At 65.0% G+C, this 22524-nt stretch carries 20 protein-coding genes and 6 pseudogenes; 10 read left to right on the top strand and 16 right to left on the bottom strand.

Going from position 1 to position 22524, the window contains the following annotated elements; all coding sequences use genetic code 11:
* Positions 1 to 264: 264 nt before the first annotated feature.
* From ACFSQT_RS13900 to ACFSQT_RS13870, 7 genes and pseudogenes are all read right to left on the bottom strand, one after another.
* Positions 265 to 513, bottom strand: a complete 249-nt coding sequence (locus ACFSQT_RS13900; RefSeq protein WP_111548716.1) for a DUF680 domain-containing protein — start codon at positions 511 to 513, stop codon at positions 265 to 267.
* Between the two features lie 210 nt (positions 514 to 723).
* A pseudogene (locus ACFSQT_RS13895) lies at positions 724 to 1367 on the bottom strand (TetR/AcrR family transcriptional regulator).
* Between the two features lie 184 nt (positions 1368 to 1551).
* Positions 1552 to 1764: an SDR family oxidoreductase gene (locus ACFSQT_RS13890; protein WP_379019447.1), complete on the bottom strand. Its 213-nt coding sequence runs from the start codon at positions 1762 to 1764 to the stop codon at positions 1552 to 1554.
* A gap of 28 nt (positions 1765 to 1792) precedes the next feature.
* Positions 1793 to 1891: pseudogene (locus ACFSQT_RS13885) on the bottom strand (oxidoreductase); the annotation flags it as partial.
* Positions 1892 to 2016: 125 nt separating this feature from the next.
* A pseudogene (locus ACFSQT_RS13880) lies at positions 2017 to 2136 on the bottom strand (oxidoreductase); the annotation flags it as partial.
* A gap of 97 nt (positions 2137 to 2233) precedes the next feature.
* A pseudogene (locus tag ACFSQT_RS13875) lies at positions 2234 to 3265 on the bottom strand (phosphotransferase family protein).
* Positions 3262 to 3422, bottom strand: a pseudogene (locus ACFSQT_RS13870) (MaoC family dehydratase); the annotation flags it as partial. The pseudogenes ACFSQT_RS13870 and ACFSQT_RS13875, both read right to left, overlap by 4 nt.
* Between ACFSQT_RS13870 and ACFSQT_RS13865 the strand changes: the two are divergent.
* Positions 3421 to 3816: pseudogene (locus tag ACFSQT_RS13865) on the top strand (ATP-binding cassette domain-containing protein); the annotation flags it as partial. The pseudogenes ACFSQT_RS13870 and ACFSQT_RS13865 sit on opposite strands and share 2 nt — an antisense overlap.
* A gap of 129 nt (positions 3817 to 3945) precedes the next feature.
* Here the strand turns inward: ACFSQT_RS13865 and ACFSQT_RS13860 are convergent.
* Both ACFSQT_RS13860 and pncA read right to left on the bottom strand, forming a co-directional pair.
* On the bottom strand, positions 3946 to 5355 hold the full coding sequence (locus tag ACFSQT_RS13860) for a sodium:proton antiporter (RefSeq protein WP_379019446.1): 1410 nt from the start codon (positions 5353 to 5355) through the stop codon (positions 3946 to 3948).
* Positions 5356 to 5404: 49 nt separating this feature from the next.
* A complete protein-coding gene (gene pncA, locus ACFSQT_RS13855; RefSeq protein ID WP_379019416.1) occupies positions 5405 to 6019 on the bottom strand; it encodes a bifunctional nicotinamidase/pyrazinamidase in 615 nt (204 codons plus the stop codon).
* A 364-nt stretch (positions 6020 to 6383) separates the two neighbouring features.
* Here pncA and ACFSQT_RS13850 point away from each other — a divergent pair, with 364 nt between their 5' ends.
* Genes ACFSQT_RS13850 through ACFSQT_RS13825 form a run of 6 tightly spaced genes read left to right on the top strand, consistent with a single transcriptional unit; the run spans position 6384 to position 13667 of the window.
* Entirely contained in the window at positions 6384 to 7247 is an 864-nt protein-coding gene (locus tag ACFSQT_RS13850) for an FAD binding domain-containing protein (protein ID WP_379019414.1), read from the top strand.
* Positions 7244 to 10219 (top strand): molybdopterin-dependent oxidoreductase, encoded by a 2976-nt coding sequence (locus ACFSQT_RS13845; protein ID WP_379019412.1) that lies wholly within the window; start codon positions 7244 to 7246, stop codon positions 10217 to 10219. The genes ACFSQT_RS13850 and ACFSQT_RS13845 overlap by 4 nt, the downstream gene beginning before the upstream one ends.
* A complete protein-coding gene (locus tag ACFSQT_RS13840; RefSeq protein WP_379019410.1) occupies positions 10216 to 11751 on the top strand; it encodes a 6-hydroxynicotinate reductase in 1536 nt (511 codons plus the stop codon). The genes ACFSQT_RS13845 and ACFSQT_RS13840 overlap by 4 nt, the downstream gene beginning before the upstream one ends.
* Positions 11751 to 12632, top strand: a complete 882-nt coding sequence (locus ACFSQT_RS13835) for a UPF0280 family protein (protein WP_379019408.1) — start codon at positions 11751 to 11753, stop codon at positions 12630 to 12632. Before ACFSQT_RS13840 ends, ACFSQT_RS13835 begins: the two co-directional genes overlap by 1 nt.
* The gene (locus ACFSQT_RS13830) at positions 12625 to 13209 is read left to right on the top strand and encodes an amino acid synthesis family protein (RefSeq protein WP_379019406.1); all 585 of its coding nucleotides are present in this window, start codon (positions 12625 to 12627) and stop codon (positions 13207 to 13209) included. Before ACFSQT_RS13835 ends, ACFSQT_RS13830 begins: the two co-directional genes overlap by 8 nt.
* The gene (locus tag ACFSQT_RS13825; RefSeq protein WP_379019404.1) at positions 13206 to 13667 is read left to right on the top strand and encodes a MarR family winged helix-turn-helix transcriptional regulator; all 462 of its coding nucleotides are present in this window, start codon (positions 13206 to 13208) and stop codon (positions 13665 to 13667) included. Before ACFSQT_RS13830 ends, ACFSQT_RS13825 begins: the two co-directional genes overlap by 4 nt.
* A 70-nt stretch (positions 13668 to 13737) precedes the next feature.
* On the opposite strand, the gene ACFSQT_RS13820 is transcribed toward ACFSQT_RS13825, so the two are convergent.
* The 5 genes from ACFSQT_RS13820 to ACFSQT_RS13800 form a co-directional block, all read right to left on the bottom strand.
* Complete coding sequence (locus ACFSQT_RS13820; protein WP_379019402.1) at positions 13738 to 14532, bottom strand: inositol monophosphatase family protein; 795 nt, start codon at positions 14530 to 14532, stop codon at positions 13738 to 13740.
* A gap of 89 nt (positions 14533 to 14621) precedes the next feature.
* Complete coding sequence (locus ACFSQT_RS13815; protein ID WP_379019400.1) at positions 14622 to 15623, bottom strand: LLM class flavin-dependent oxidoreductase; 1002 nt, start codon at positions 15621 to 15623, stop codon at positions 14622 to 14624.
* On the bottom strand, positions 15620 to 16453 hold the full coding sequence (locus ACFSQT_RS13810) for an arylamine N-acetyltransferase family protein (RefSeq protein WP_379019398.1): 834 nt from the start codon (positions 16451 to 16453) through the stop codon (positions 15620 to 15622). Before ACFSQT_RS13810 ends, ACFSQT_RS13815 begins: the two co-directional genes overlap by 4 nt.
* A gap of 61 nt (positions 16454 to 16514) precedes the next feature.
* Complete coding sequence (locus tag ACFSQT_RS13805) at positions 16515 to 17684, bottom strand: AI-2E family transporter (RefSeq protein ID WP_379019396.1); 1170 nt, start codon at positions 17682 to 17684, stop codon at positions 16515 to 16517.
* Between the two features lie 124 nt (positions 17685 to 17808).
* The gene (locus ACFSQT_RS13800) at positions 17809 to 18864 is read right to left on the bottom strand and encodes an LLM class flavin-dependent oxidoreductase (protein ID WP_379019394.1); all 1056 of its coding nucleotides are present in this window, start codon (positions 18862 to 18864) and stop codon (positions 17809 to 17811) included.
* Between the two features lie 315 nt (positions 18865 to 19179).
* Here ACFSQT_RS13800 and ACFSQT_RS13795 point away from each other — a divergent pair, with 315 nt between their 5' ends.
* Positions 19180 to 19608: a DUF6481 family protein gene (locus ACFSQT_RS13795; RefSeq protein WP_379019392.1), complete on the top strand. Its 429-nt coding sequence runs from the start codon at positions 19180 to 19182 to the stop codon at positions 19606 to 19608.
* Between the two features lie 139 nt (positions 19609 to 19747).
* Here the strand turns inward: ACFSQT_RS13795 and sugE are convergent, their stop codons facing one another.
* Both sugE and ACFSQT_RS13785 read right to left on the bottom strand, forming a co-directional pair.
* Positions 19748 to 20062 (bottom strand): quaternary ammonium compound efflux SMR transporter SugE, encoded by a 315-nt coding sequence (gene sugE, locus ACFSQT_RS13790; RefSeq protein WP_379019390.1) that lies wholly within the window; start codon positions 20060 to 20062, stop codon positions 19748 to 19750.
* A 207-nt stretch (positions 20063 to 20269) separates the two neighbouring features.
* Entirely contained in the window at positions 20270 to 20395 is a 126-nt protein-coding gene (locus ACFSQT_RS13785) for a hypothetical protein (RefSeq protein WP_013528464.1), read from the bottom strand.
* 211 nt (positions 20396 to 20606) lie between these two features.
* Between ACFSQT_RS13785 and ACFSQT_RS13780 the strand changes: the two genes are divergently transcribed.
* A complete protein-coding gene (locus ACFSQT_RS13780; protein ID WP_379019388.1) occupies positions 20607 to 21416 on the top strand; it encodes a transglutaminase-like domain-containing protein in 810 nt (269 codons plus the stop codon).
* 117 nt (positions 21417 to 21533) lie between these two features.
* Positions 21534 to 22508, top strand: a complete 975-nt coding sequence (locus ACFSQT_RS13775; RefSeq protein ID WP_379019386.1) for a cation diffusion facilitator family transporter — start codon at positions 21534 to 21536, stop codon at positions 22506 to 22508.
* Positions 22509 to 22524 lie beyond the last annotated feature (16 nt).

The following is a 22524-nucleotide window of genomic DNA, read 5'->3' as shown; positions in this document are numbered from 1 at the left end:
GATCGTCCAGAAAGGGCTGCGCCTGCATGCCGATGGCGACAAGGGTCTGAGCTGATGGGGGCCTGAGCTGATGGGGGCCTGAGCTGATGGGCCAACCCCACGCCGGCTTCTGATGCTTCGGCGCCAGCGGCATTGCCGGGCTACGCGTCAGCGTTCGCCTGGCCAGTTCGGTGCCGCCAACCGAGGCGGCGTCGCTTAAACAGAAATGCTCGCCAAGCCGGCTTGCGAATCGCGCCGGCCTCGGCTTGTGATCGTCAGCGGATATCAGAACGTGCTGGGCACAATCCACGGATTGATGCTGATGCCGAGCCGCGGGCCCTTGCCTTCAGCGGTGTTTTCCGTGGAGCCCTTCTTCTCGACCGAGCCGGTCGAGGCGCAATCGAGCTTCACATGGGTCCTGGTGTCGACGCAGGTCGCAGCAGGTGCCTGCTTGACCGGCTGGGTGGCGCTGGCGGCGAAGGCCGAGCCCGAAAGTGCCAGCACGGCGGCGAGGGTGAGGAGTGTCTTTTTCATCGTCAGTCTCCGTTTTTCGACCGTTGAATTTTTTCCGTACATGTACGATACGGTGTACATATACGTCCCGGAGATGCCGAGGTTCAAGACAGAAAAACGTACATGTACGACAAATTTTATTGAACTTTTATTGAATGCCGAAAATCGCGGCGTTCTGACACAGCCGAGCGTCGCAGCGGTCGATCTTGGTGATTTGTGAAGGGGTGCCGCTCAGCAGTTGACCGGCGTCTCGGTCAGCGGCGGCACATTCTGCGTGCTGAGCGTGGCAAGCGTGAAATCGCACATCCGCTTCACGAAGGCCTGCGGGTCGCCGAAGGGATAGAACGGAAAGGTGATCAGCAGTGAGATCGTGCCGTGGCCGACCGCCCACAGCATGGTGGCGATGGCGCGCGGATCGCCCTGCAACTTGCCGGCGGCGACGCAGGCCTCGACCCTGCTGATCAGCGCCTTCATCGCCGGGTTGCTCTCTTCCATGTTGTCGAGCTCCTGCCGTCCGGCAGTTGGGTCTTTTCGGTCATGAACACGGTGCGGTATTCGTTGGGATTGCCGAGCCCGAAGGCGGCATATTCCGTCATGACCGCCTGCAACGCCTCGATCGGATCGTCGGATGGATGCTCCTCGATGCGTCGGGCAAGCGTCTCGAACGCATCCTCGGCCAGCGCAAACAGGATGTCCTGCTTGTCGGCGAAGTAGGAATAGACCGACATCGGTGCGTAGCCGACCCGCTTGGCCAATTTGCGGATGGTCAAGCCTTCATAGCCTTCTTCCTGGACGAGCTTGTGCGCGGCCTGGACCAGCTCGGAGCGCAGTTCGGCCTTTTGTTTCTCGCGGCGTTTCTGGACGCTCGGCGGCAAGATCTCGTGCCTTCGTTTGGTTGGTGCGTGGCTAATTATATACGCTGTACGAAAACGAACAAGGGCGCGACAGGTTCCCAAGCGGCATGCATCAGATCGCACTGATCCCCCGTCGATGGCCAGCGCGTGGCCGGTCATGAAGGAGTTTGCCGGATCGGCGGCGAACAGGATGGCGGTGGTGACTTCATCGACTTCGGCCACCCGCTTCATCGGCACGCCGCGTGTCAGCTCGGCCCAACGCCTCTGCTTCCGGCGCGCCGGAGTTGCGCACGAAGCTGTCGACCATGGCTGTTCTGGTGTGGGCGGGGCAGATGGCGTTGATGCGCAGGCCCTTGGTGGCGTATTCGACCGCCGCCGAGCGGGTCAAGCCGATGGACGCCGTGCTTGGCGGCGGCATAGACCGAGAGCTTCGGTGCGCCGGACAGGCCGGCGGCCGAGGCGATGTTGACGATGGCGCCGCCCTTGCCGGTCGCGTTGAACTGCCGCTCCATCTGCGGGATCTGATGCTTCGTCGCATAGAACACGCCGAGCAGATCGACCTCCAGGACGCGGCGCGCCTCGTCCGACGCGACCTGCGGCAAGCGCACGAAGCTCTGGACGATGCGGCATTGTTGATGGCGACATCCAGCCGGCCGAATTTTTCGACCGCCAGCCTGACCAGATCCTCGGACAGTTTTTCGTCGGCGATGTTGCCTGCCAGGATCGCCGCTTCGGCCTGCAGCGTGCCGGCAAGGTCGGCCAGCGCCCTTTCGTCGATGTCCGACAGCACAGCCGCGCGCCGTCAGTGGCAAAGCCTTTCGCCGCACCCCGGCCAAGCCCGCCGGTCGCACCGGTGATCAGCACGGTTGCTCCCTCAAAACGGCCCATCACGCCTCCTCGTCGATCAATTTCGCGGCGAGATGCGAAAGCAGCTTCACCGCCTCGCCATAGGTTTTTGGCCTTTTCGGGATTGGAAGCGTTGCCGTCCAGCGCCCGCTTGAACACCCCCTGGCAGATCGCCGCCAGCCGGAAGAAGGAGAAGGCCAGGAAGAAGGTCCAGTTACCAATGCTGGTGAGCCCGCGCCGCCGGCAATAGGCGGCGACATAGGCGTCTTCGGAGGGCAGGCCGAGCGCGCGACGGTCGATGCCGCCCAGGCCGCGAAAACCCGAGGCGTGCGGCAGGCGCCATTGCATGCATTGATAGGCAGGTCGGCAAAGGGATGGCCGAGCGTCGACAATTCCCAGTCGAGCACCGCCAGCACCTCTGGCTGACGCAGCGCAAAGATCAGATTGTCCAGCCGGTATCGCCATGCACCAGCGAGGACGCGGCCGTCATCGGCCGGCCTATGCGTCTCCAGCCAGGCAATCAGCCGGTCCATATCGGCGACGGTGCCGGTTTCCGAGGCGCGGTACTGGCTGGTCCAGCGCGCCAGCTGGCGCTCGAAATAATTGCCCGGCCGGCCGAAATCGCTAAGACCCGCGGCCTCGACATCGACGTCGTGGAGGGCCGCAAGCGTTGCGTTCGTGGCATGGTAGATGGCGGCGCGTTCTTCGTTGTCGCGGGCCTCCGGCAGCGCCGGGTCCCAGAAGATGCGGCCGTCGAGGAAATCCATGACGTAGAACATGCGGCCGATCGGCGAATCCTCCGCCGACAGGTGCAGCATCCGCGGCACGGGCACCGCGGTGCCGGCAAGCGCGCTCATCACGGTGAATTCGCGGTCGACCTGATGCGCCGATTTCAGCAATTGCCCGGGCGGCTTGGCGCGCAACACGTAGCGGCCGCTTTGCGCGGTCAAAGGTAAGTCGGGTTCGATTGGCCCGATTTGAATTTTTCGATGGAGAGAAGCCCGGAAAAGTCCGGATTTCGCCTCGAGGTAGGGCGCGAGCGCTATCTGGTCGAGGACGTTCGGGTCGCTCATGCCGTCTCGGGCTGGCGCTCGATCAAGGTCAGCGTCAGCCAGCGCGCGGTCAGCGCCGGTTTCTTCGAACCCTCGATCTCGATCGTCACGTGATGGGCCGTCTCACCCAGCCCGAGGGCCGGACCTTGACGTCGGCCAGCACGAAACGGGTGCGGATGGCGCGCGGCAAGGGCAAGGCCGTGCGGGACAATGTCCTCGACCTTTTTCCATTGCTGCGCCAGCGGCTCAGGCAACGCTCCGGCACTCTGTCCGGCGGCGAGCAGCAGATGCTGGCCATGGCGCGCGCGCTTTGCCTGGAACCTGAGGTGCTGCTGCTCGACGAGCCGACCGAGGGGCTGATGCCGTCGATGATCGCCAATATCCGCGAGACGGTGTCGACGCTGCGCGACATGGGCGTCTCGACCATTTTGGTCGAACAGCGCGTCGATGCGGTGCTGTCCGTCGCAGACCGTGTTTGCTTCATAGAGAACGGCCGCAACCGAGAGACGGTCGATGTCGAGCAATTGCGCGCGGATCCGTCGGCGGTGCGGCGGTATGTGGGGGTCGGGTGAGGATTACCCTCCCCCTTGTGGGGGGTCGCTGCGAAGCAGCGGGGTGGGGGTGCGGCACCGACCCCCACCCGGACCTACGGTCCGACCTCCCCACAAGGGGGAGGTAAGGGCTCGGCGCGCTTCGCCCGCTCACCCGAAGAACAAGAACCCCGCAACCAGGAATGTCGGGATCAGCACCGCTCCCGACCACGCCATATAGCCGAAGAAGCCCGGCATCTTGACGCCGCGATGCCTGGCAATGGCATAGACCATGAAGTTGGGCGCATTGCCGATATAGGTGTTGGCGCCCATGAACACCGCACCGGCCGAGATCGCCGCCAGCGTCGAGGCGGCTTCCGCCATCAGATGCCGTGGGTCGCCGCCGGCGAGTTCGAAGAACACCAGATAGGTCGGCGCGTTGTCGAGGAAAGACGACAGCGCGCCCGTCAGCCAGAAATAAGCGAGGTCGTCGGGCGTGCCTTGCGCCGTGGTGACGAGCGCAACCAGTGGCGCCAGCGCACCGTCGTGGCCGGCTCTCAGAATGGCGACCACCGGCACGATGCAGATGAAGATGCCGGCAAACAGTTTCGCCACTTCCGATATCGGCCCCCAGTTGAAGCCGTTCGCCGCGCGGTACTCCTTGCGTGAGACGGCCAGCGAAACGAAGGCGAGCGCCATGATGATGGCGTCTCGCGCCAGGTTCTGCAGCTCGAGGCTGACGCCGAGGACCGAAAAGCTGACACCCGGCTTCCAGGTCGCCGACAGCAGGATGGCGCCAATGACGCCGGCCAGCAGCGGAATGTTGGGCAGGCCACGCAGGCGGACCGTCTTGTCCGGCGTCGGGTCCTTGATCTTCGGCGCACCGCTTTCGCGGCGATGCAGGATGATGTCGATCGCCAGGAAGACGATCAGCACCACCGCGCTGACGAACAGCGTCTCGCGCCAGAGGTTCGTCGTCGTCCAGAAGAAATCGACGCCGCGCAGGAAGCCGACGAACAGCGGCGGGTCACCGAGCGGCGTCAGCGAGCCGCCGATGTTGGAGACCAGGAAAATGAAGAAGATGACGACATGGGCATTGAAAGGCCTGGCGTCGTTGGCGCGCAGGATCGGCCGGATCAGGATCATCGAGGCGCCGGTCGTGCCGATGAGCGAGGCCAGCAACGCCCCGACCAGCAGCAGTCCGGCATTGACCAGCGGCGTGCCATGGATGTTGCCGGCAAGCAGGATGCCGCCCGAAATGGTGAACAGCGCGAACAGCAGGATGATGAACGACATGTATTCGGTGAGCACGGTATGCAGCACCGCCTCGGTCGCCAGTGGGACACCGAAGGCCAATGCCAGCGGTACGATCACCAGCGCCGCCCAAAGGGCCGCGATCTTGCCGTAATGGTGCTCCCAGACATGGTGGAAGAGCAGCGGACCCGTGGCGATCGACAAAAGCAGGCCGGCAAAGGGCAGCACCCACCACAGCGACATCGAGGCGCCGGGCAGACCGTGTTCCTCCGCCGCCGAGGCTTGTTCCGGAAACAGCATCGCGACGGCGATCGCAGCACCCGCGATCACCCCCGTCGCAACCGGCGAAAACCCCCTCGAATGCCCCACAGCCGGTTCAGTCCGACAAATGGTCTTCGAGCGTCACGCCGGCATCGCGCATGCGCCGCAGCATTGTCTCGAGTGAACCGTTGAGATCGATGCCACGGCAGGCATCGAGCCGGACGGTGGTTTTGAAGCCGTGCTTGACGGCGTCCAGCGCCGAAAAGGCGACGCAGAAATCGGTCGCCAGCCCGACCAGGGTCAGCGTGTCGATGCCACGCTCCCGGAGATAGGCGGCAAGCCCGGTCGGCGTCGTCCGGTCGTTCTCGAAAAAGGCCGAGTAGCTGTCGATGGCCGGCCGAAACCCCTTGCGGATGACGAGCTCCGCCTTGGTCCAGGCGAGGCCGGAATGGAAATCCGAGCCCAGGCTGCCCTGGATACAATGGTCCGGCCACAAAGTCTGCGGGCCGTAGGGCATGTCGATCATCGTGAACGGCTGCGAGCCCGGATGGCTGGAGGCAAAACTCGAATGGCCGGCGGGATGCCAGTCCTGTGTCAGCACGACATGATCGGCATGCCGGATCAGGTCGTTGACCAGCGGCACGATCTCGTCGCCGCCGGCAACCGCCAGCGCGCCGCCCGGACAAAAGTCGTTCTGCAGGTCGATGACAACAAGCGCTTCGTCGGCCATGGGCTTTCCTCTTCTGTATGCAAGGCTCCGGTGGAAAATGCCGCTGACGCGACCGGACGCAGAAACTCGACCAGATGGCCTGCGGCGTCAACCTCTACAGCGCCGCGCGTCCTCTTGGACGCGCAAAGGACGCTGTAGCACTTTGATTTTGCGCATGATCCTTTTCCGAAAATCGTTTCCGATTTTCGGGGTCATGCGCTGGCCGTATAACAAATGCGTGCCGGCCGGGCTGCCGCAAACTCCGGCTTTGACAATTCCTGCCGTCTTGATATCATTTGCATACGAATGAATTTCGTCCAGCGCCGACGCTGGCAGGTCTTTCGGAATACCGGTTTCTGGAAGGCCCCATTTGGGAAGGCAAAGCGTGATCCGTTACGCGAAACCCACCTCTGTCGACGAAGCGCTCGCTTTGCTTGGCGAGGGCGCATGGCGCATCCTTGCCGGCGGCACCGATTTCTATCCGGCGCAAGGCAGCAAGCCCTTCCGCGACAATGTTCTCGACATCAACGGCCTGGCGGCGCTGCGGGGCATGGCCGAGACGGATGACCACTTCGTCATCGGCGCGCGCACGACCTGGACCGACATTATCCGTCATTCCTTGCCGCCGGCCTTCGATGCGCTGAAACAGGCGGCGCGTGAGGTCGGCTCGGCGCAGATCCAGAACGTCGCCTCGGTTGCCGGCAATCTCTGCAACGCCTCGCCGGCCGCCGACGGCGTGCCGGCCCTGCTCGTGCTCGATGCCGAGGTCGAATTGCGCTCAGTGGCGGCGACGCGTCATCTGCCGCTGCAGGACTTCATTCTCGGCAATCGCCGCACCGCCCTGCTGACCGGCGAGATGGTCACGGCTATCCGCGTGCCGAAGCATGCGGCCCAAGGCACATCGGCTTTCGTCAAGCTCGGCGCACGGCGCTATCTCGTCATTTCCATTGCCATGGTGGCGGCGCGTCTGGTCGTCGAGAACGACATCGTTATGGAAGCGGCGGTGGCCGCCGGCTCCTGCTCGGTGGTGGCCAGGCGCCTTGCCGGCGTCGAGGCCGCCTTGCGCGGCCTGCCCGCCAGCGAGGCGCTCGCCAATGCGGTGCTGGCCGCGCCGATGGATGAGCTGTCGCCGATCGCCGATGTGCGCGGTAGCGCCGAATACCGGCTCGATGCGGTGCGCGAGATCGTTGCCCGCGCCGTGCTCCAGGCCTGCGAGCCGGTGAATGACCACGAGGTGGCAGCGGCATGAGCCAGGTCTCGCCCGACATGCGTGAAGCTCTGTCCGATCCGGGTGGCGTTCAGCCTCGCCTCGGCCCCGAGCGGGCGGAGATCGCCTTCGAAGTGAATGGTGCCGCCATCTCGGTCAACGTGCCGCCGCTGCGCCGGCTGTCCTCCGTGCTGCGCGACGAATTGCTGCTGACCGGCACCAAGGTCGGCTGCGACGCCGGCGACTGCGGCGCCTGCACGGTGCTGGTCGACGGCGATCCCGTCTGCGCCTGCCTGATGTCGGTGGCCTCCGCGGCTGGTACGTCGGTGACAACAGTCGAAGGGCTCGCCAATGGCCGGCTGTCGGCGCTGCAGGCCTCGTTCCTCGACCATGGCGCCGCACAGTGCGGCATCTGCACGCCCGGCCTGCTGGTTGCCGCAACCGCTCTGCTCGACAAGAAACCCAATCCGACTGAGACCGAGGTGCAGGATGCGCTCGGCGGCATCCTGTGCCGTTGCACCGGCTACCGGAAGATCATCGCGGCGGTGATGGATGCAGGGCGGTTCGAACCATCAACTGACGGCGCCGCCCCTCATCCGCCTGCCGGCACCTTCTCCCCGTACAGTGACGGGGAGAAGGGAAGCGCACCAACGCTGGCGACCCCCTCTCCCCGTCCCTTACGGGGAGAGGGTAAGGGTGAGGGGCAGCACCTACGCCGTTCGTTGGATCTCGGCTTTGATCGCAGAATGCCAATCTCGGGCAATGCGGTGGGCTCTTCGCCCGTTCGGCTCGACGGCGTGCCGAAAGTCACCGGCGATGAAAAATTCGGCGGCGATTCCTTCCCCGCCGATGCGCTGGCCGTCTTGGTGGTGCGCTCGCCGCACTATCATGCCGAGTTCGTCTTTGGCGATCTCGCTGCCTGGACGAGGAAACATCCCGGTATCGCCGGCGTCTTCACGGCTGCCGACATTCCGGGAAAGAACTGTTTCGGCGTCATCGGCCCGTTCGCCGACCAGCCGGCGCTGGCGGAAGGCTTTGTTCGCCTTCGCGGCGAGGCGGTGGCGCTGGTCGCCGGCGAGCGCGAGGCCATCCTCGATCTCGACCTGTCGGATTTTCCGGTTCGCTGGAGCGAGCTGCCGCATATTCTGCAGCCTTGCGACGCGCAGGCCAGCGGCGCCAGGCTGATCCATGATAACCGCCCGGCGAACCTACTCACCTCCGGCTTTGTCGAGCGCGGCGATCCCGAGGCGGCCCTTGCCGGCGCTGCCATCACCGTGTCCGGCACCATCGACACCTCCTATGTCGAGCACGCCTATATCGAGCCGGAAGCCGGCCATGCCTATATGGATGGCGACACGCTGGTCGTCGTCGCCTGCACCCAGGCGCCTTATATGGACCGCGACGACACCGCGAAGGTGCTCGGTCTTGCCGTCGACAAGGTGCGCATCGTGCCGACTGCGACCGGCGGCGGCTTCGGCTCCAAGCTCGACGTTTCGCTGCAGCCGCTGATCGGCCTTGTGGCGCTGAAGACCGGACGGCCTGCGGCGCTCGCCTACACGCGCAACGAATCGATGATGTCGACCACCAAGCGCCATCCGGCCGAGATGAAGGCGACCATCGGCGCCGATGCCGACGGCCATGTCACCGGCATGATCTTTGCCGGCGATTTCAACACCGGCGCCTATGCCAGCTGGGGGCCGACGGTCGCCAACCGCGTGCCGGTGCACGCTTCCGGCCCGTATGCGACGCCGAGTTATCGGGCCGAGGGTCGCGCCATCCATACAAATGGGCCGATCTCCGGCGCCTTCCGTGGCTTCGGCGTGCCGCAGGCGACGATCATGCAAGAGACGCTCTATGACGAACTGGCCGGCAAGCTGGGCATGGACCGGCTCGATTTTCGGCTGAAGAACTGCCTTCGGAACGGATCCGAAACGGTTACCGGACAGCGGCTGGACTCCGGCGTCGGCATTGCCGAGTGCCTGGAATCCTTGCGGCCGCATTGGGCGCGCGCGAAGACTGACGCGGATGCATTCAACAGCACCAGCAGGGATAGAAGGCGCGGCGTCGGCGTCGCTTCCTGCTGGTATGGCTGCGGCAACACCTCGCTGCCCAATCCGTCGACCATCCGCGTCGGCATCGCCGCTTGCGGCGACATCATCCTGCATCAGGGCGCGGTCGATATCGGCCAGGGTTCGAACACGGTCATCACCCAGATCTGCGCCGACGCGCTCGGCCTGCCGCTGGAGAAATTCCGGCTGAAGAGCGCCGATACGGCCATCACCCCCGATGCCGGCAAGACCTCGGCCTCGCGCCAGACTTTCGTGACCGGCAAGGCGGCCGAAAAGGCCGGCCGCGCCTTGCGTGAGAAGATCCTGCGCTTTGCCAATGTTTCGGAGAAGGCATCCCTGCAGCTGGATGGCTCGGCGATCGTCATCCGCGAAGGCGAGGCCACGCGCCACATCGATCTCGCCGCATTGGACGTCGATGCCGAAGGCTTCGTCTTCCGCGCCGAGGAAAGCTACGATCCGCCGACGCTGCCCCTCGATACCAAGGGGCAGGGCAAGCCCTATGCGGTCTACGGCTATGGCGCGCAGATCGCCGAGCTCGAGGTCGACCTCAAGCTCGGCACGGTGAAGCTGATCAAAATCACCGCGGCACATGATGTCGGCAAGGCGATCAATCCGCTGCTGGTCGAAGGCCAGATCGAAGGCGGCATCGCGCAAGGCATCGGCATGGCGCTGATGGAAGAGTATATCCCTGGCCGCACCGAGAATTTGCACGACTATCTGATCCCGACCATTGGCGACGTGCCGCCGATCGAGACCATATTGATCGAAGTTCCGGATCCGGAAGGACCGTTCGGGGCCAAGGGCCTGGGCGAGCATGTGCTGATCCCGACGGCGCCGGCGATCCTCAACGCCATCCGCCACGCCACCGGCGTCCTGGTCACCAAGATCCCGGCGACGCCAACGCGCATCCGCGCCGCCATTCGCGAGAAGGAGGCACGCGCATGAGCGAGCTCGCCGAACGCTTCGAGACGCATGATCCCGGCGAAAAGCAGGTGGCGGAGAAGATCCGCTGCGATGCCTGTCCGGTGATGTGCTACATCGCCGATGGCCGCACCGGCGCCTGCGACCGCTACGGCAATGTCGGCGGCCGGATCGTGCGCATGGACCCGCTGACCATCCTCGACCATGCGGCGGAGACCGGCCTGGCCATGGTGCCGTTCGTCGCCGGGGGTGAGGCATGGGATGGCGAGCTGGTCAACACCGGCCGCCGCTTCGTCACGGCCATCGGTGCGGGCACCACCTATCCCGATTACAAGCCGGCCCCGTTCATCGTCAGCCAGGAGGTCGAGGGCGTCGATCTCGTCACGGTCGTGACCGAGGGCATCTTCTCCTACTGCGGCGTCAAGGTGAAGATCGACACCGATCGTCATATCGGACCCGAGACGGCTGTCGTGCGGTCGCAAGGCGAGGCGATCGGCCATGTCACGACGGGCGAATACGGCTCGCAGATGCTGTCGCTGGGCGGCGTGCATCACCTGACCGGCGGCTCGAAGTCGGAAGGCCGCGCCACTTGCGATGCGCTGCTCAATCTGTGCAACCGCAAGCCGGTGGAACTCAGCATCGACGGCGGCGCCACCGTCATCGTCGAAGCCGGCAAACCACCGGTTATCGACGGCAAGATCGAGCATCGCATGCGTGTCGGCTGCGGTTCGGCCACCATCGGCATGTTCGCCACGCAATGGCGCGGGCTGGTCGACGAGGTGGTAGTCGTCGACGACCACATCACCGGCGTCGTTTCCGAGCATCAGGCCGGCAAGGTGCTGGGCTGGCAGGACACGGGCATCAAGATCATCGGCCGCCGGTCGACGCCGGGCCGCTATTTCAAGGTGTCCGAGCCCGGCCTCGGCTGGGGCGGCACCAGCATATCCGACCCGCTGTCGATCCTTGGCGAGTGGAACGCCAAGAAGGGCGCGCGGCCCGGCCTGTCGCTGCTGATGGTTTCGACCACCGGCGAGCAGTTCGCCTATTACGAACTCGATGACGAACTGAGACCGGTGCAGAAACCCTTCCCGGAGCGGCTGCAAAAATCCGTCGGGCTGATCGAGGACAATTGCGAGCCGGCGCTGTGCACCGTGCTGTTCATCGGCGGCGCCGGTGGTTCGCTGCGCGCCGGCGTCACCGAGAACCCGGTCAACTTGACCCGTTCCGTGCAAGGCCTGACCACCTATGTGACGGTCGGCGGCGCGCCGGTCTATGTCTGGCCGGGCGGCGGCATCACGCTGATGGTCGATGTCACGCGGGTGCCGGAAGGCGCCTTCGGCTATGTGCCGACCCCGGCCCTGGTGGCGCCGATCGAGTTCACCCTGCGCCGCGACGACTACATCCGGCTTGGCGGCTACGAGGCCGAAATCCGCAGCGTCGAGGATATCGTCGCCAAGGGCGGCGAGTATCTCAATCCGCGCCGCGGCACGGGTGCCGCGGCCGGCAATCCATGGCCGCCGCTGGCACAATTGCACCGTGCGAACGGGGCCAGGTGATGTCTGGCCCGCAAGTGCATTGGCTGCAGGACGGCAAACGGCTGCATCTCAACCACGGGCCGATCGACCTGATCGTCGAGGCTTTTGGCGAGACTGGCGAATGCCGCCAGGCCTACGGGCAGGCGGTGGCGCGCTTTCAGACGATCCTGCCCGAGCTGGTCGAGGAATTGCCTGAATTGCGCCGCCCGGCCGCGCCGCGGCCACGCGCATTCGGCGGCCCGACGGCTCGACGCATGGAAGCTGCGGTTGTGCCGCTGGCGGAAAAATTCATCACGCCTATGGCCGCCGTCGCCGGTTCGGTAGCCGACGAAATTCTTGCGGCCTTGCTTGCCGGGCGGACGCTTGAGCGCGCCTATGTCAACAATGGCGGCGACAGCGCGCTCCATCTCGGCGCCGGCCAGTCGATGAGGCTTGCCATCGCCGGCACTGGACACGGTCTGGCCGACCGCATCGTCATCCGTGCCGGGGATGGCGTGCGCGGCGTCGCCACCAGCGGCTGGCGCGGACGCTCGTTTTCGCTTGGGATTGCCGACGCCGTCACCGTGCTGGCGCGAACTGGCGCCGAAGCCGATGCCGCCGCGACGCTGATCGCCAATGCCGTCGACCTGGCCGGCCATCCGGCCATCCGGCGCATACCGGCACGCGATCTGGCGCCGGACAGCGACCTTGGCGGCCGGCTGGTGACGCAGGAGGTCGGCCGGCTTTCTCCATCGGAAATCGCCACGGCGCTGGACGGCGGACTTGCCGTCGCCGAAGATTTCCACTGCCGGGGATTGATTGCCGCATCGGCGCTGTTCCTTGCCGGCCAGACCCGCATCTGTGGTTCCATGGCGCTTGCCGCGCCCAACAAGAGTCCTGGGAAGGAAGTAGCGCATGCCTGAGTTTCCGATCCGCAAGATCGCGGTGCTGACCGAAGAGATCTTTCACGAGGGCGGGCCGGTGGCCAAGGTGCCGCGCCGGCGCGCCGCCGCTCTTGCCGTGGTCAAGAACCCGTTCGCCGGGCGCTATGTCGAGGAGTTGCAGAGCGCCATGGATGATCTGAAGCCGCTCGGCCTGCTGCTCGCCGACCGGCTGATCGCGGCACTCGGCGGCGATGCCAAACAGATCGATGGTTACGGCAAGGGCGCCATTGTCGGCACATCAGGCGAGCTTGAGCATGGCGCGCTGTGGCATGTGCCCGGCGGATACGCCATGCGCGAACGGCTTGGCGACGCCAAGGCGATCGTGCCGTCGGCCAAGAAGGTCGGCGCCTTCGGCTCGCGGCTCGACGTGCCGCTCGGCCACATCAATGCCGCCTATGTGCGCAGCCATTTCGACGCCATGGAAGTCGGCATCAGCGACGGCCCGCGCCCCGACGAGATCCTGTTCTGCCTCGCCATGGCCTGCGGCCCGCGCGTGCACGACCGCATGGGCGGGCTGGCGGCCGGGGATATCAAGGCCTGGGACGGGTTGCGGTGAGCGCCGAGGACAATCTGCTGAAGCTGGTCGAGGCCGAAGAGCCTGACGAAAACGACTATCGCCTGCAGGAGCAGGTCGGGTTCATCCTGCGCAAGGCGCACCAGCGCCATGTCTCGATCTTCGCCGCCCATATCGCCGATCTGACGCCGCCGCAATTCGCGGCGCTGGCCAAGCTGCGCGATGTCGGCGAGACCTCGCAGAACCAGCTCGGCACGCTCATCGCCATGGACGCGGCGACGGTGAAGGGCGTCATCGACCGATTGAAGGCGCGCGGCCTGGTCGAGCTTTCCAAGCATGAGGTCGACAAGAGGCGGCTGCTGGTCAACCTGACGGCCGAAGGCCGCGATGCGGTCGAACGCCTGATCCCGCTGGCCCGCGATATCACCCAGGAAACGCTGGCGCCGCTCTTGGCCAAGGAGATCGCCACCTTCATGAAGCTCCTGGCCAAACTGGCTTGATCGCGACTTGGCAATTCGCGGCTTTTGGAATCGAAGGACGTGAAGGACCGTCATGACGAAGGTGGCAGGGTCAGAGCTTGAACGCCTCCGAACTGAGCTCCCGCAGCTTCGAAAAAACTCCCTTGCCGCCTGATATCACCAGCGTTCCATTTTGCAGCACCGTCTTCGGATCCGGCTTGACAATCGTGCCACCAGCTTCCTCGACCAACAGCATGCCGGCCAGGCAATCCCAGGCGTTCATGTGCTCCTCGACATAGCCAAGCAGCCTGCCGGCGGCGACATAGGCGAGCATCAAGGCGCCGGACGCGTTGCGGAAGAAGACACCGCCCTCGGCCAGGATCATGCTAACCAGCACAGCGACATTTTCGGTGTCGGCGCGGTTTGAAAATCCGGTCCCGACGGACCCTTCTTCCAGGCTGGTCGCCGCACTGGTCCTGATCGGCCTGCCGTTGACGAAGGCGCCGCCGCCGAGCCGGCCGTGAAACGTCTCGCCGGTCGACGGCTCGTGGATCACGCCTACCACGGTCTCGCCATGCAGGGCGCAAGCGATCACCACGCACCAGGCCGGAATGCCGCGCACGAAATTGGCGGTGCCGTCGATGGGATCGATCACCCAGACATAGCCTGTCGAGCCGGCGACCGAGGCGTGTTCCTCGCCGACAATGCCGTCCCGAGGATAGGCGGCGGCAATGGCGGCGCGGATGAACAACTCGACTTCGCGGTCTGCTTGCGAGACCAGATCCTGATGGCCCTTGCTCTCGATGGTCAGGCTGTCGAGGTCGCGGAAATATTTCAGGCCGAGCTCGCCCGCCCGCCGCGCCAGATCGATGGCAAATTGCAAGCGGGTGTCATGGTCATTTTTCACGGGGGGAGCTCGATGTTGCGGAAGGGGGCCCCGCCCTTAGCAGAAGCGGACCACACCTTCCAAGCCGGGAGTGTCGTACCCCAAGACCATCAGGCCGCCTGCGACAACGATTTGTGGGCCTCGGCCAGGATCTCGAACGACCGCACGCGGACCGCATGGTCGAAGATCTGCGCGGTGACCATCAGCTCGTCGGCGCCGGTGCGGCGCACGAACGCATCGATCCCTTGCCGGACCGTTTCCGGGGACCCGACGACGGCGCAGGACAGTGCCTGGCCAAGCATGGTCTTTGCCATAGGGTCGAGGTCGCGGTCATAGTTCTCCACCGGCGGCGGCAGCCGACCGGGCCGGCCGGTGCGCAGATTGACGAAGGCCTGCTGCAGCGAGGTGAACAGCAGCCTTGCCTCCGCATCGGTGGGCGCGGCAAAGACGTTGAGGCCAAGCATGACATGCGGCTTGTCGAGCTGTTCCGACGGCTGGAAGCGCGAGCGGTAAATGTCCAGCGCGTGGTCGAGTTCCGCCGGCGCGAAATGCGAGGCGAACGCGTAGGGCAGGCCGAGCATGGCGGCGAGCTGCGCGCCGTAGAGGCTGGAGCCGAGGATCCAGACCGGCACGTTCTGGCCTTCACCGGGCACGGCGCGGATGCGCTGGCCTTCCTCTGCCGGCTGGAAATAGCCCATCAGCTCGACGACATCCTGCGGGAAATTGTCGGCGCCGGCCTCGAGGTTGCGGCGCAAGGCGCGCGCCGTGCCCATGTCGGTGCCGGGAGCCCGGCCGAGGCCGAGATCGATGCGGCCCGGGTGCAGGGCGGCCAGCGTGCCGAACTGCTCGGCAATGACCAGCGGCGAATGGTTGGGCAGCATGATGCCGCCGGCGCCGACGCGAATGGTCCTGGTGCCGCCGGCGACATGGGCGATGACGACCGCGGTGGCCGCGCTGGCGATGCCCGGCATGTTGTGATGCTCGGCCAACCAGTAGCGCTTGTAGCCCAATCGCTCGGCATGACGGGCAAGATCGAGCGAGTTGGCCAGCGACTGCGAGGCATCGCTGCCTTCGACGATCGGCGACAGGTCGAGAACGGAAAGGTCTGTCATGCGTTGGTCTCCACGATTTTCTTCTCGCGCACCCTGGCCTCGAAGGCGGCGCGGTCGGCAATGACGATGCCGAGCTGGCTTTCCAGCGTGTCGGCGAGTTCGGCCGCCGTCGCGATCTCCCGCTGCTCGGTGCGGCCGCCGGTGTGGTGGATCGACAGCCGGTTGCCGCGCAGCGCGCAGCGCCGGTCGGGCATGGCGCGCGCCGCGATGACGGAGGAGAGGAAATGCGATATCGGGTTGGTCGACACGAAGTAGTTGGTGACGGAATAGTCGACTTCGTAATGCGGCTGCAGGTCGAAGCGGTAAAGGCTCCGCCAGTCGCCGCCGATGGCGGGCTGCAATCGAAAATGATCGTCCGTCTCGACGATACGGAAGGTCTCGTGCGGGGTCGTTTGTTCGCGGCCCGGCTCGAGCAGCAGCGGTGCGGTCAGGGTCAGGCCGCCGAAACCGACATCGGCGATGTGGGTGCGGCCGCCGAGCTCGACGCGCAGCAGCATGTGGCTGCGCGCGGTGATGGCGTCCTCGCGCTGACCCCAAAGGACCCGCGCGGCAAGGCCGCCGACCTGAAAACCAAGCGACTTCAGCGCATGCATGAAGATGAGATTGTGCTCGAAACAATAGCCGCCGCGACCGTCGGCGATGATCTTTTCCTGCAATGAGGCGAGGTCGAGCCGAACCGGCTTGCCGAGGAACGGATCGATGTTCTCGAAGGGGATGGCCTGCGGATGCAGGAGATGCAGCGCCTTGAGCGTGTCCAGCGAAGCATCCCGCGAACCGGCGTAGCCGATGCGAGCGAGATAGACGTCGAGGTCGAAGAGGGCATCGCTCATGGGAAGGCACCGGGAATTGAGTGCCGGATATAGGCATTCGATCCGGCCGCCGCAAAGCCGATTATGCGGGAGCCTTGCCGCCCTCCTCGGCGGGTTCTTCCTCCACCACCGCGGTATGCTGCGCGGCGAGGAAATTGCCGACATGGCTCAGTCCGTCGAAATGATCGCAGAACACCTTGATGACGACCAGCAGCGGCACCGCCATCAGCGCACCGACGAAGCCCCACAGCCACGACCAGAAGGCGATGGCGATCAAGATCGCGACGGCGTTGATCTCCAGGCGCCGGCCGACCACCATCGGCGTCACGAACTGGCCTTCGACGACGTCGCACAGCAGCACGAAGGCTGGCGCCAGCAGCGCGTAGGAGATGGTGTCGAAGCTGATCAGCGCCATGATCGAGACAAGCACGATGGTCAGCAGCGCGCCGACATAGGGCAGGAAGTTGAGCAGCGCCGCGGCCACCCCCCAGACCAGCGGGTTGGGCATGCCGAGCGCCCACAGACCAAGGCCGATGACCGTGCCGAGGCCGGCATTGATGATGGTGACGGTGAGCAGATAGTGCGAGATTTCGCGCTCGACATCATAGACGACGCGCAGCGCCCGCTTCTTTTCGCTGAGGCTGGCGAAGGACTGGATGATCTTCTCGTAGAACATCGTGCCGGAGGCGAGCAGGAACAGCGACAGCACGAAGATGATGGTGAGGCTGGTTCCCGCCGACAGGATGTTGCTGGCCGCCGACGACAGGATGCCTGACTGGGCGACCGCCACCTTCTGGATGCCAGGCTCCTGCGAGGTTGCGGTCAGCTGCTCGATCTGGTGCGAGACCTGCATGACCTTTTCGAGTGGACGCCGCAATTGCGCCAGCCGTTCGGTCAGCTGCTGGCCGATCGACGAGGTGTTGTTGATGAGGTCGATGACCGGGCCGCTGAGCAGGTAGCCGGCACTGGCGAAAATGCAGATCGACAACAGCACCAGAAGGGTCGCCGACACCACTTCGGGAATGCCGCGCTTGCGCAGCAGCCGCACGATCGGCGTCAGCGTCAGCGCCAGCAGAAAAGCCAGGATCACCGGCATGAAGAAGGCGCGGGCGAAGTAAAGCGCGTAGATGGTCATGAACAGGAAGATGCCGATGAGCAGCGAACGCACCAGATGTATATCCGCGCGGGTCTCGATGCGCGGATCTGGCCCATCAGCAGCGCCTGCACCCAAGGCAGCGGGTTCGGTTTTCATGGTCACCCCGCGAGCCGCCGCCTCCGCGATCGGCAATTGCCTGGATGAAACGCGGAGTTCCGGGCGCAGGTTCCATGAGCCGGCTTCGGGAACGGGGCAGAATTGCGTGCGCCGGCCCGGTTGCTCAGGGCGCTGCCAGTGCCGGCGCGGATTTCGCCGTTTCCTTGCGCACGATCGGCGCCACGCGGGTGCCGTAGAGTTCGATCGCCTTCATGATCTTGGCATGCGGCATGGTGCCGATCGCCATCTGCAGCAGGAAGCGGTCATTGCCGAAGATCCTGTGCTGGGCGACGATCTTTTCGGCCACCTGCTCGGGATTGCCGACGAACAGAGCGCCATTCGGGCCACGCGACTGGTCGAAATGCACCCGCGATGTCGGACCCCAGCCGCGCTCGCGGCCGATGCGGTTCATCACTTCGGCCTGCGGGCCGTAGAAATCGTCGGCCGCCTGCTCCGTGGTTTCGGCGATGAAGCCGTGCACATTGATGCTGGTGGCAAGGCCCGACGGATCGCTGCCGGCGCGCTTGGCGGCCTCACGGTAGAGATCGAACAGCGGCGCGAAACGCGCCGGTTCGCCGCCAATGATGGCGAGCGCCAGCGGCAGTCCAAGCGCGCCGGCGCGAGCCGCCGACTGCGGCGTGCCGCCGATGGCGATCCACACCGGCAGCCTGTCCTGGAGCGGCCTGGGGTAGACACCGCGATCGTTGATCGGCGCCCGCAGATTGCCGGACCAGGTGACCTTCACCTGATCGCGGATGGCAAGCAGCAGGTCGAGCTTTTCGGCGAACAGCTCGTCATAGTCCTCCAGATTGTAGCCGAACAGCGGGAAGGATTCGATGAACGAACCGCGCCCGGCCATGATCTCGGCACGGCCGCCCGACAGAAGATCAAGCGTGGCGAACTGCTGGAAGACGCGCACCGGATCGTCCGAGGACAGCACTGTGACCGCGCTGGTCAGTTTGATGCGCTTCGAGCGTTCGGCGGCCGCGGCGAGCGCCACGGCCGGAGCGGAAGCGGCATAATCGGGCCGGTGATGCTCGCCGAGACCGAAGACGTCGAGGCCGACCTGGTCGGCCAGTTCGACCTCTTCGATCAGGTTGCGCAGCCGCTCATGCGGGCCGATGGCGCCCGGGCCCGGCTGCGGGCTGACGTCGGCGAAGGTGTAGAGACCGAGTTCCATTCGAATGTCATCCTGGTGTTGGCGTTTCGGGCTAGAGCAATTCCAGGAAAAGTGTGAAACGGTTTTCCGTCCGGAATTGCGTCAAAACAGAGAGAAAGAGCGGTTCACCGTTTCGGTGAGCCGCTCAAGAGGTAGCCATCGACCCGCCTCGCCGCCAGAGGGGCGGACGGTGAACAGTGCATGTCGGTTTCGGCCGAAAGGGCGTCTCCCGACTGCAACAAACCGGAAATTCATGGCTGGCATGCTGTTTTGGCGCTTGAACTCTCGGCATTCGCGCGTATGTAAGCCTCGCGAATTGACTTCAGGGAAGTGGACTTGGCTATCTACAGGGAAAAAGACATTTTCGAGCGGCGCAATGCCGCAAACGAGGCAAAGAAGGCGCTTCTGGAGCGCTTCAAGTCAAAGCCGGCAGCAGACGATCCGACGGTGCTGGCACGACAGGCCGAACGCAAGGCAATCCTCGAGGCGCGCCAGATACGCGAGGCCGAGAAGGCCAGGCTGAAGCAGGAAAAGCTGGCACGCGAGGCGGTCGAGAAGGCCGAGCGCGAGGCAGCGGCCGAAGCGGCACGCGTCGCGGCCGAAGAGGCGGCGCAGGCTGAAGCCAAGATTCGGGAAGCCGAAGAAAACGAGCGCATCGCCCGTTTGCTGGCCGACGAAGCCGAACGCAAGGCCAAGCGCGACGCGCGCTATGCGGCGCGCAAGCAGCGCACGGGCAGGACGCCTCCGGGCTTCTCCGCCCGCTAGCCTCAAGGCTACGGAAGCATCCGCTTCGAAGATCAGGGTCGCCTTGCAGCGGCCCTGAACGTGCTTGTCCAAAAGTGGCCCGGTTTTGGCAGGACGATTGCCTGGATCCGTTCAAACGCGACGCGCTTTAGCGGTATGATCAGGCGGCGAACTTAAGTCCCATGATGCCGCAGACGATGAGCGCGATGCAGGCCAGCCTGATCGCGGTGGCCGGCTCGCCGAGCAGCCAGATGCCGAGCAGCGCCGTGCCGACGGTGCCGATGCCGGTCCATACCGCATAGGCGGTACCGACGGGCAGCGTCTTCAGCGCCAGGCCGAGCAAGGCGAGGCTGACGATCATCGAGGCGACGGTCAGCACGGTCGGCACCAGCTTCGAGAAGCCGTCCGTGTATTTGAGGCCGATTGCCCAGCCGATCTCGAACAGGCCGGCAAAAAACAGGAGAATCCACGACATAGACGACGCTCCGTCAGAGCATCGGACCGAATTCGGCTTTCGGTATCCGATGCTCAATCAAACAATGGCGGGTCGTCCCGGCCGGATTTTCGGGGAAAGTGCGAGGTCGTCCCCGCCCCGCCAGTATAGGAATTGCGAGCGTTCGATCAACGGCGGCCGGCAACAATGTCGCCGGTCGCAGTCCGTCCCGAAGCGGTTTGACCGGACCTACTTGTCCTTGAGCTTCATCGCCTTGACCGGCGGCGCCTTCAGGGCCGGAGCCGGGGCGGGCTTCTTGGCGTCCTTCTTCGGCTTGCGGGCTTCCTTGCCTGCCTTCATCGCACCTTTAGCCATGATTCGTTCCTCCGATTGCGGGAAGCGAAGTGAACCAAGAGAAATGCCCGACTGCAAGAGGCCAGCGCCTGTCGCCGCCGCCAGCCGGCCGGTTTCAACCGGTTTCTAATTTGCTCGTAAACCATGGCGGTCCGTGCCATGGTTGTCTTCGCACTGCAGCATCGGCCGGCTTTTCGCCGCGCCATGAACAGGCAGGCCGGTCAGGACGACAATGCGAATCCACATCGGCTGCGAGATGAGCTTCGACTTTCCACAGGAAACGCCGCTGATCGCGATGCTGAATGTCCACTATTCGCGCGCCTCCGACCTTGAGCGGCCGGACTTTTTGACCTCCAACCCGCCGGTGCCGATCGAAAGCTATCGCGACAGTTTCGGCAACTGGTGCAACCGGTTCGTCGCGCCGCCCGGGCGTTTCACGTTCGGCACCGACGCGGTGATCCGCGATCCCGGCACTTTCGAGATGGGCGACCTGATGGCCTGGCAGCACGAGGTGCGCGACCTGCCGGCGGACACGCTCTTGTTTCTGCTGCCCAGCCGCTTTTGCGAAAGCGACCTCTTGGCGAACGAAGCGTGGCGGCTGTTCGGCCACACGCCGCTTGGCATCCCGCGTGTGCAGGCGGTCTGCGATTTCGTCCACAATCATATCGTCTTCAACTACGGCAATGCGCGACCGACGCGCACCGCGGCGGAGGCCTATCGCGAACAGAGCGGTGTGTGCCGCGACTTCGCGCATCTGGCTGTCACCTTCTGCCGGGCGCTCAACATCCCGACCCGCTACTGCACCGGCTACATCAGCGACATCGGCATGCCAAAGCCGTGGTCGAGCATGGATTTCGCCGCCTGGATGGAAGTCTATCTTGGCGGCCGCTGGCATGTCTTCGACCCGCGCAACAATGCGCCGCGCATCGGCCGCATCCTGATCGCCTCCGGCCGTGACGCGGCCGACGTCCCGCTGACCCACATTTTCGGGCCGGGCACGCTTGCCGGCTTCAAGGTGTGGACCGGCGAGATCGTCGAATAGTCCGCCCATCCTTTGACGACCGACCTCCCGAACGAGCCGACAGTTCGCGGGTCGTGAAGCCTGTGGAGCTTTGGCGGCCTGGCCGTTAGACTGGGCGCCCTGAACGAGGACAACACCATGGCCGGGCATGGCGGCTCAAAAAGGGTGATCTACGCCGCGCTCGCCGGCAATCTCGCCATCGCGCTGACCAAATTCGCCGCCGCCGCCTTCACCGGCAGTTCGGCGATGCTGTCGGAAGGCGTGCACTCGCTGGTCGATACCGGCAATGGCGGCCTGCTGCTCTACGGGATGCACCGCGCCGCCCGCCCCGCCGATCGGACGCATCCGCTCGGTCACGGCCGCGAGCTCTATTTCTGGAGTTTCATAGTCGCCCTTCTGGTCTTCGCGCTGGGCGCCGGCGTCTCCCTCTACGAGGGCGTGATCCACATCATGGCGCCGGAGCCGGTCGTCAACGTGAAGGTGAACTACATCGTTCTCGGCCTGTCCTTCGTGTTCGAGGGCAGTTCCTGGCTGGTGGCGCTGAAGGAGTTCCGCCGAGAGAAGGGCAAGCAGGGCTGGCTGCAGGCCGTGCAGTCGAGCAAGGACCCGAGCGTCTACACCGTGCTGTTCGAGGACAGTGCCGCCCTGCTCGGCCTGATCGTCGCCTTCGCCGGCATCCTGGCGGCGGAGCTGCTGCAAATGCCGGAACTCGACGGCGCCGCCTCGATCGGCATTGGGCTGATCCTCGGCGCGACGGCGGTCTTCCTGGCCCGCGAAAGCAAGGGCCTGCTGATCGGCGAAGCCGCACTGCCCGAGGTGCAGAGACAAGTGCTGGCGATCGTCCAGCAGGATCCGGCGGTGCAGCGGGCGAACGGTGTTCTGACCGTCCACATTGGGCCGCGCGAGATCGTCGCGGGTCTCAGCATCGAGTTCGAGGATCACCTGAAGGCGCCAGAGATCGAAGCGTGTGTCGAGCGCCTGGAGGCTCGGCTGAAGAAAGAGATGCCCGAGATCACGCGGTTGTTCGTCAAGCCGCAGACGACCGGGACCTGGGAACGGCGGCGCAAGATAGTTGAAGCCGCGTCAGGAGACGAGCCGGATCGGGCCGGTTAGAATGCCGGCGAAGCAA

The organism is Mesorhizobium calcicola (assembly GCF_042682105.1).
Taxonomy (GTDB): Bacteria; Pseudomonadota; Alphaproteobacteria; order Rhizobiales; family Rhizobiaceae; genus Mesorhizobium; species Mesorhizobium calcicola.
This window is presented reverse-complemented; position numbering and strand designations above follow the sequence as displayed.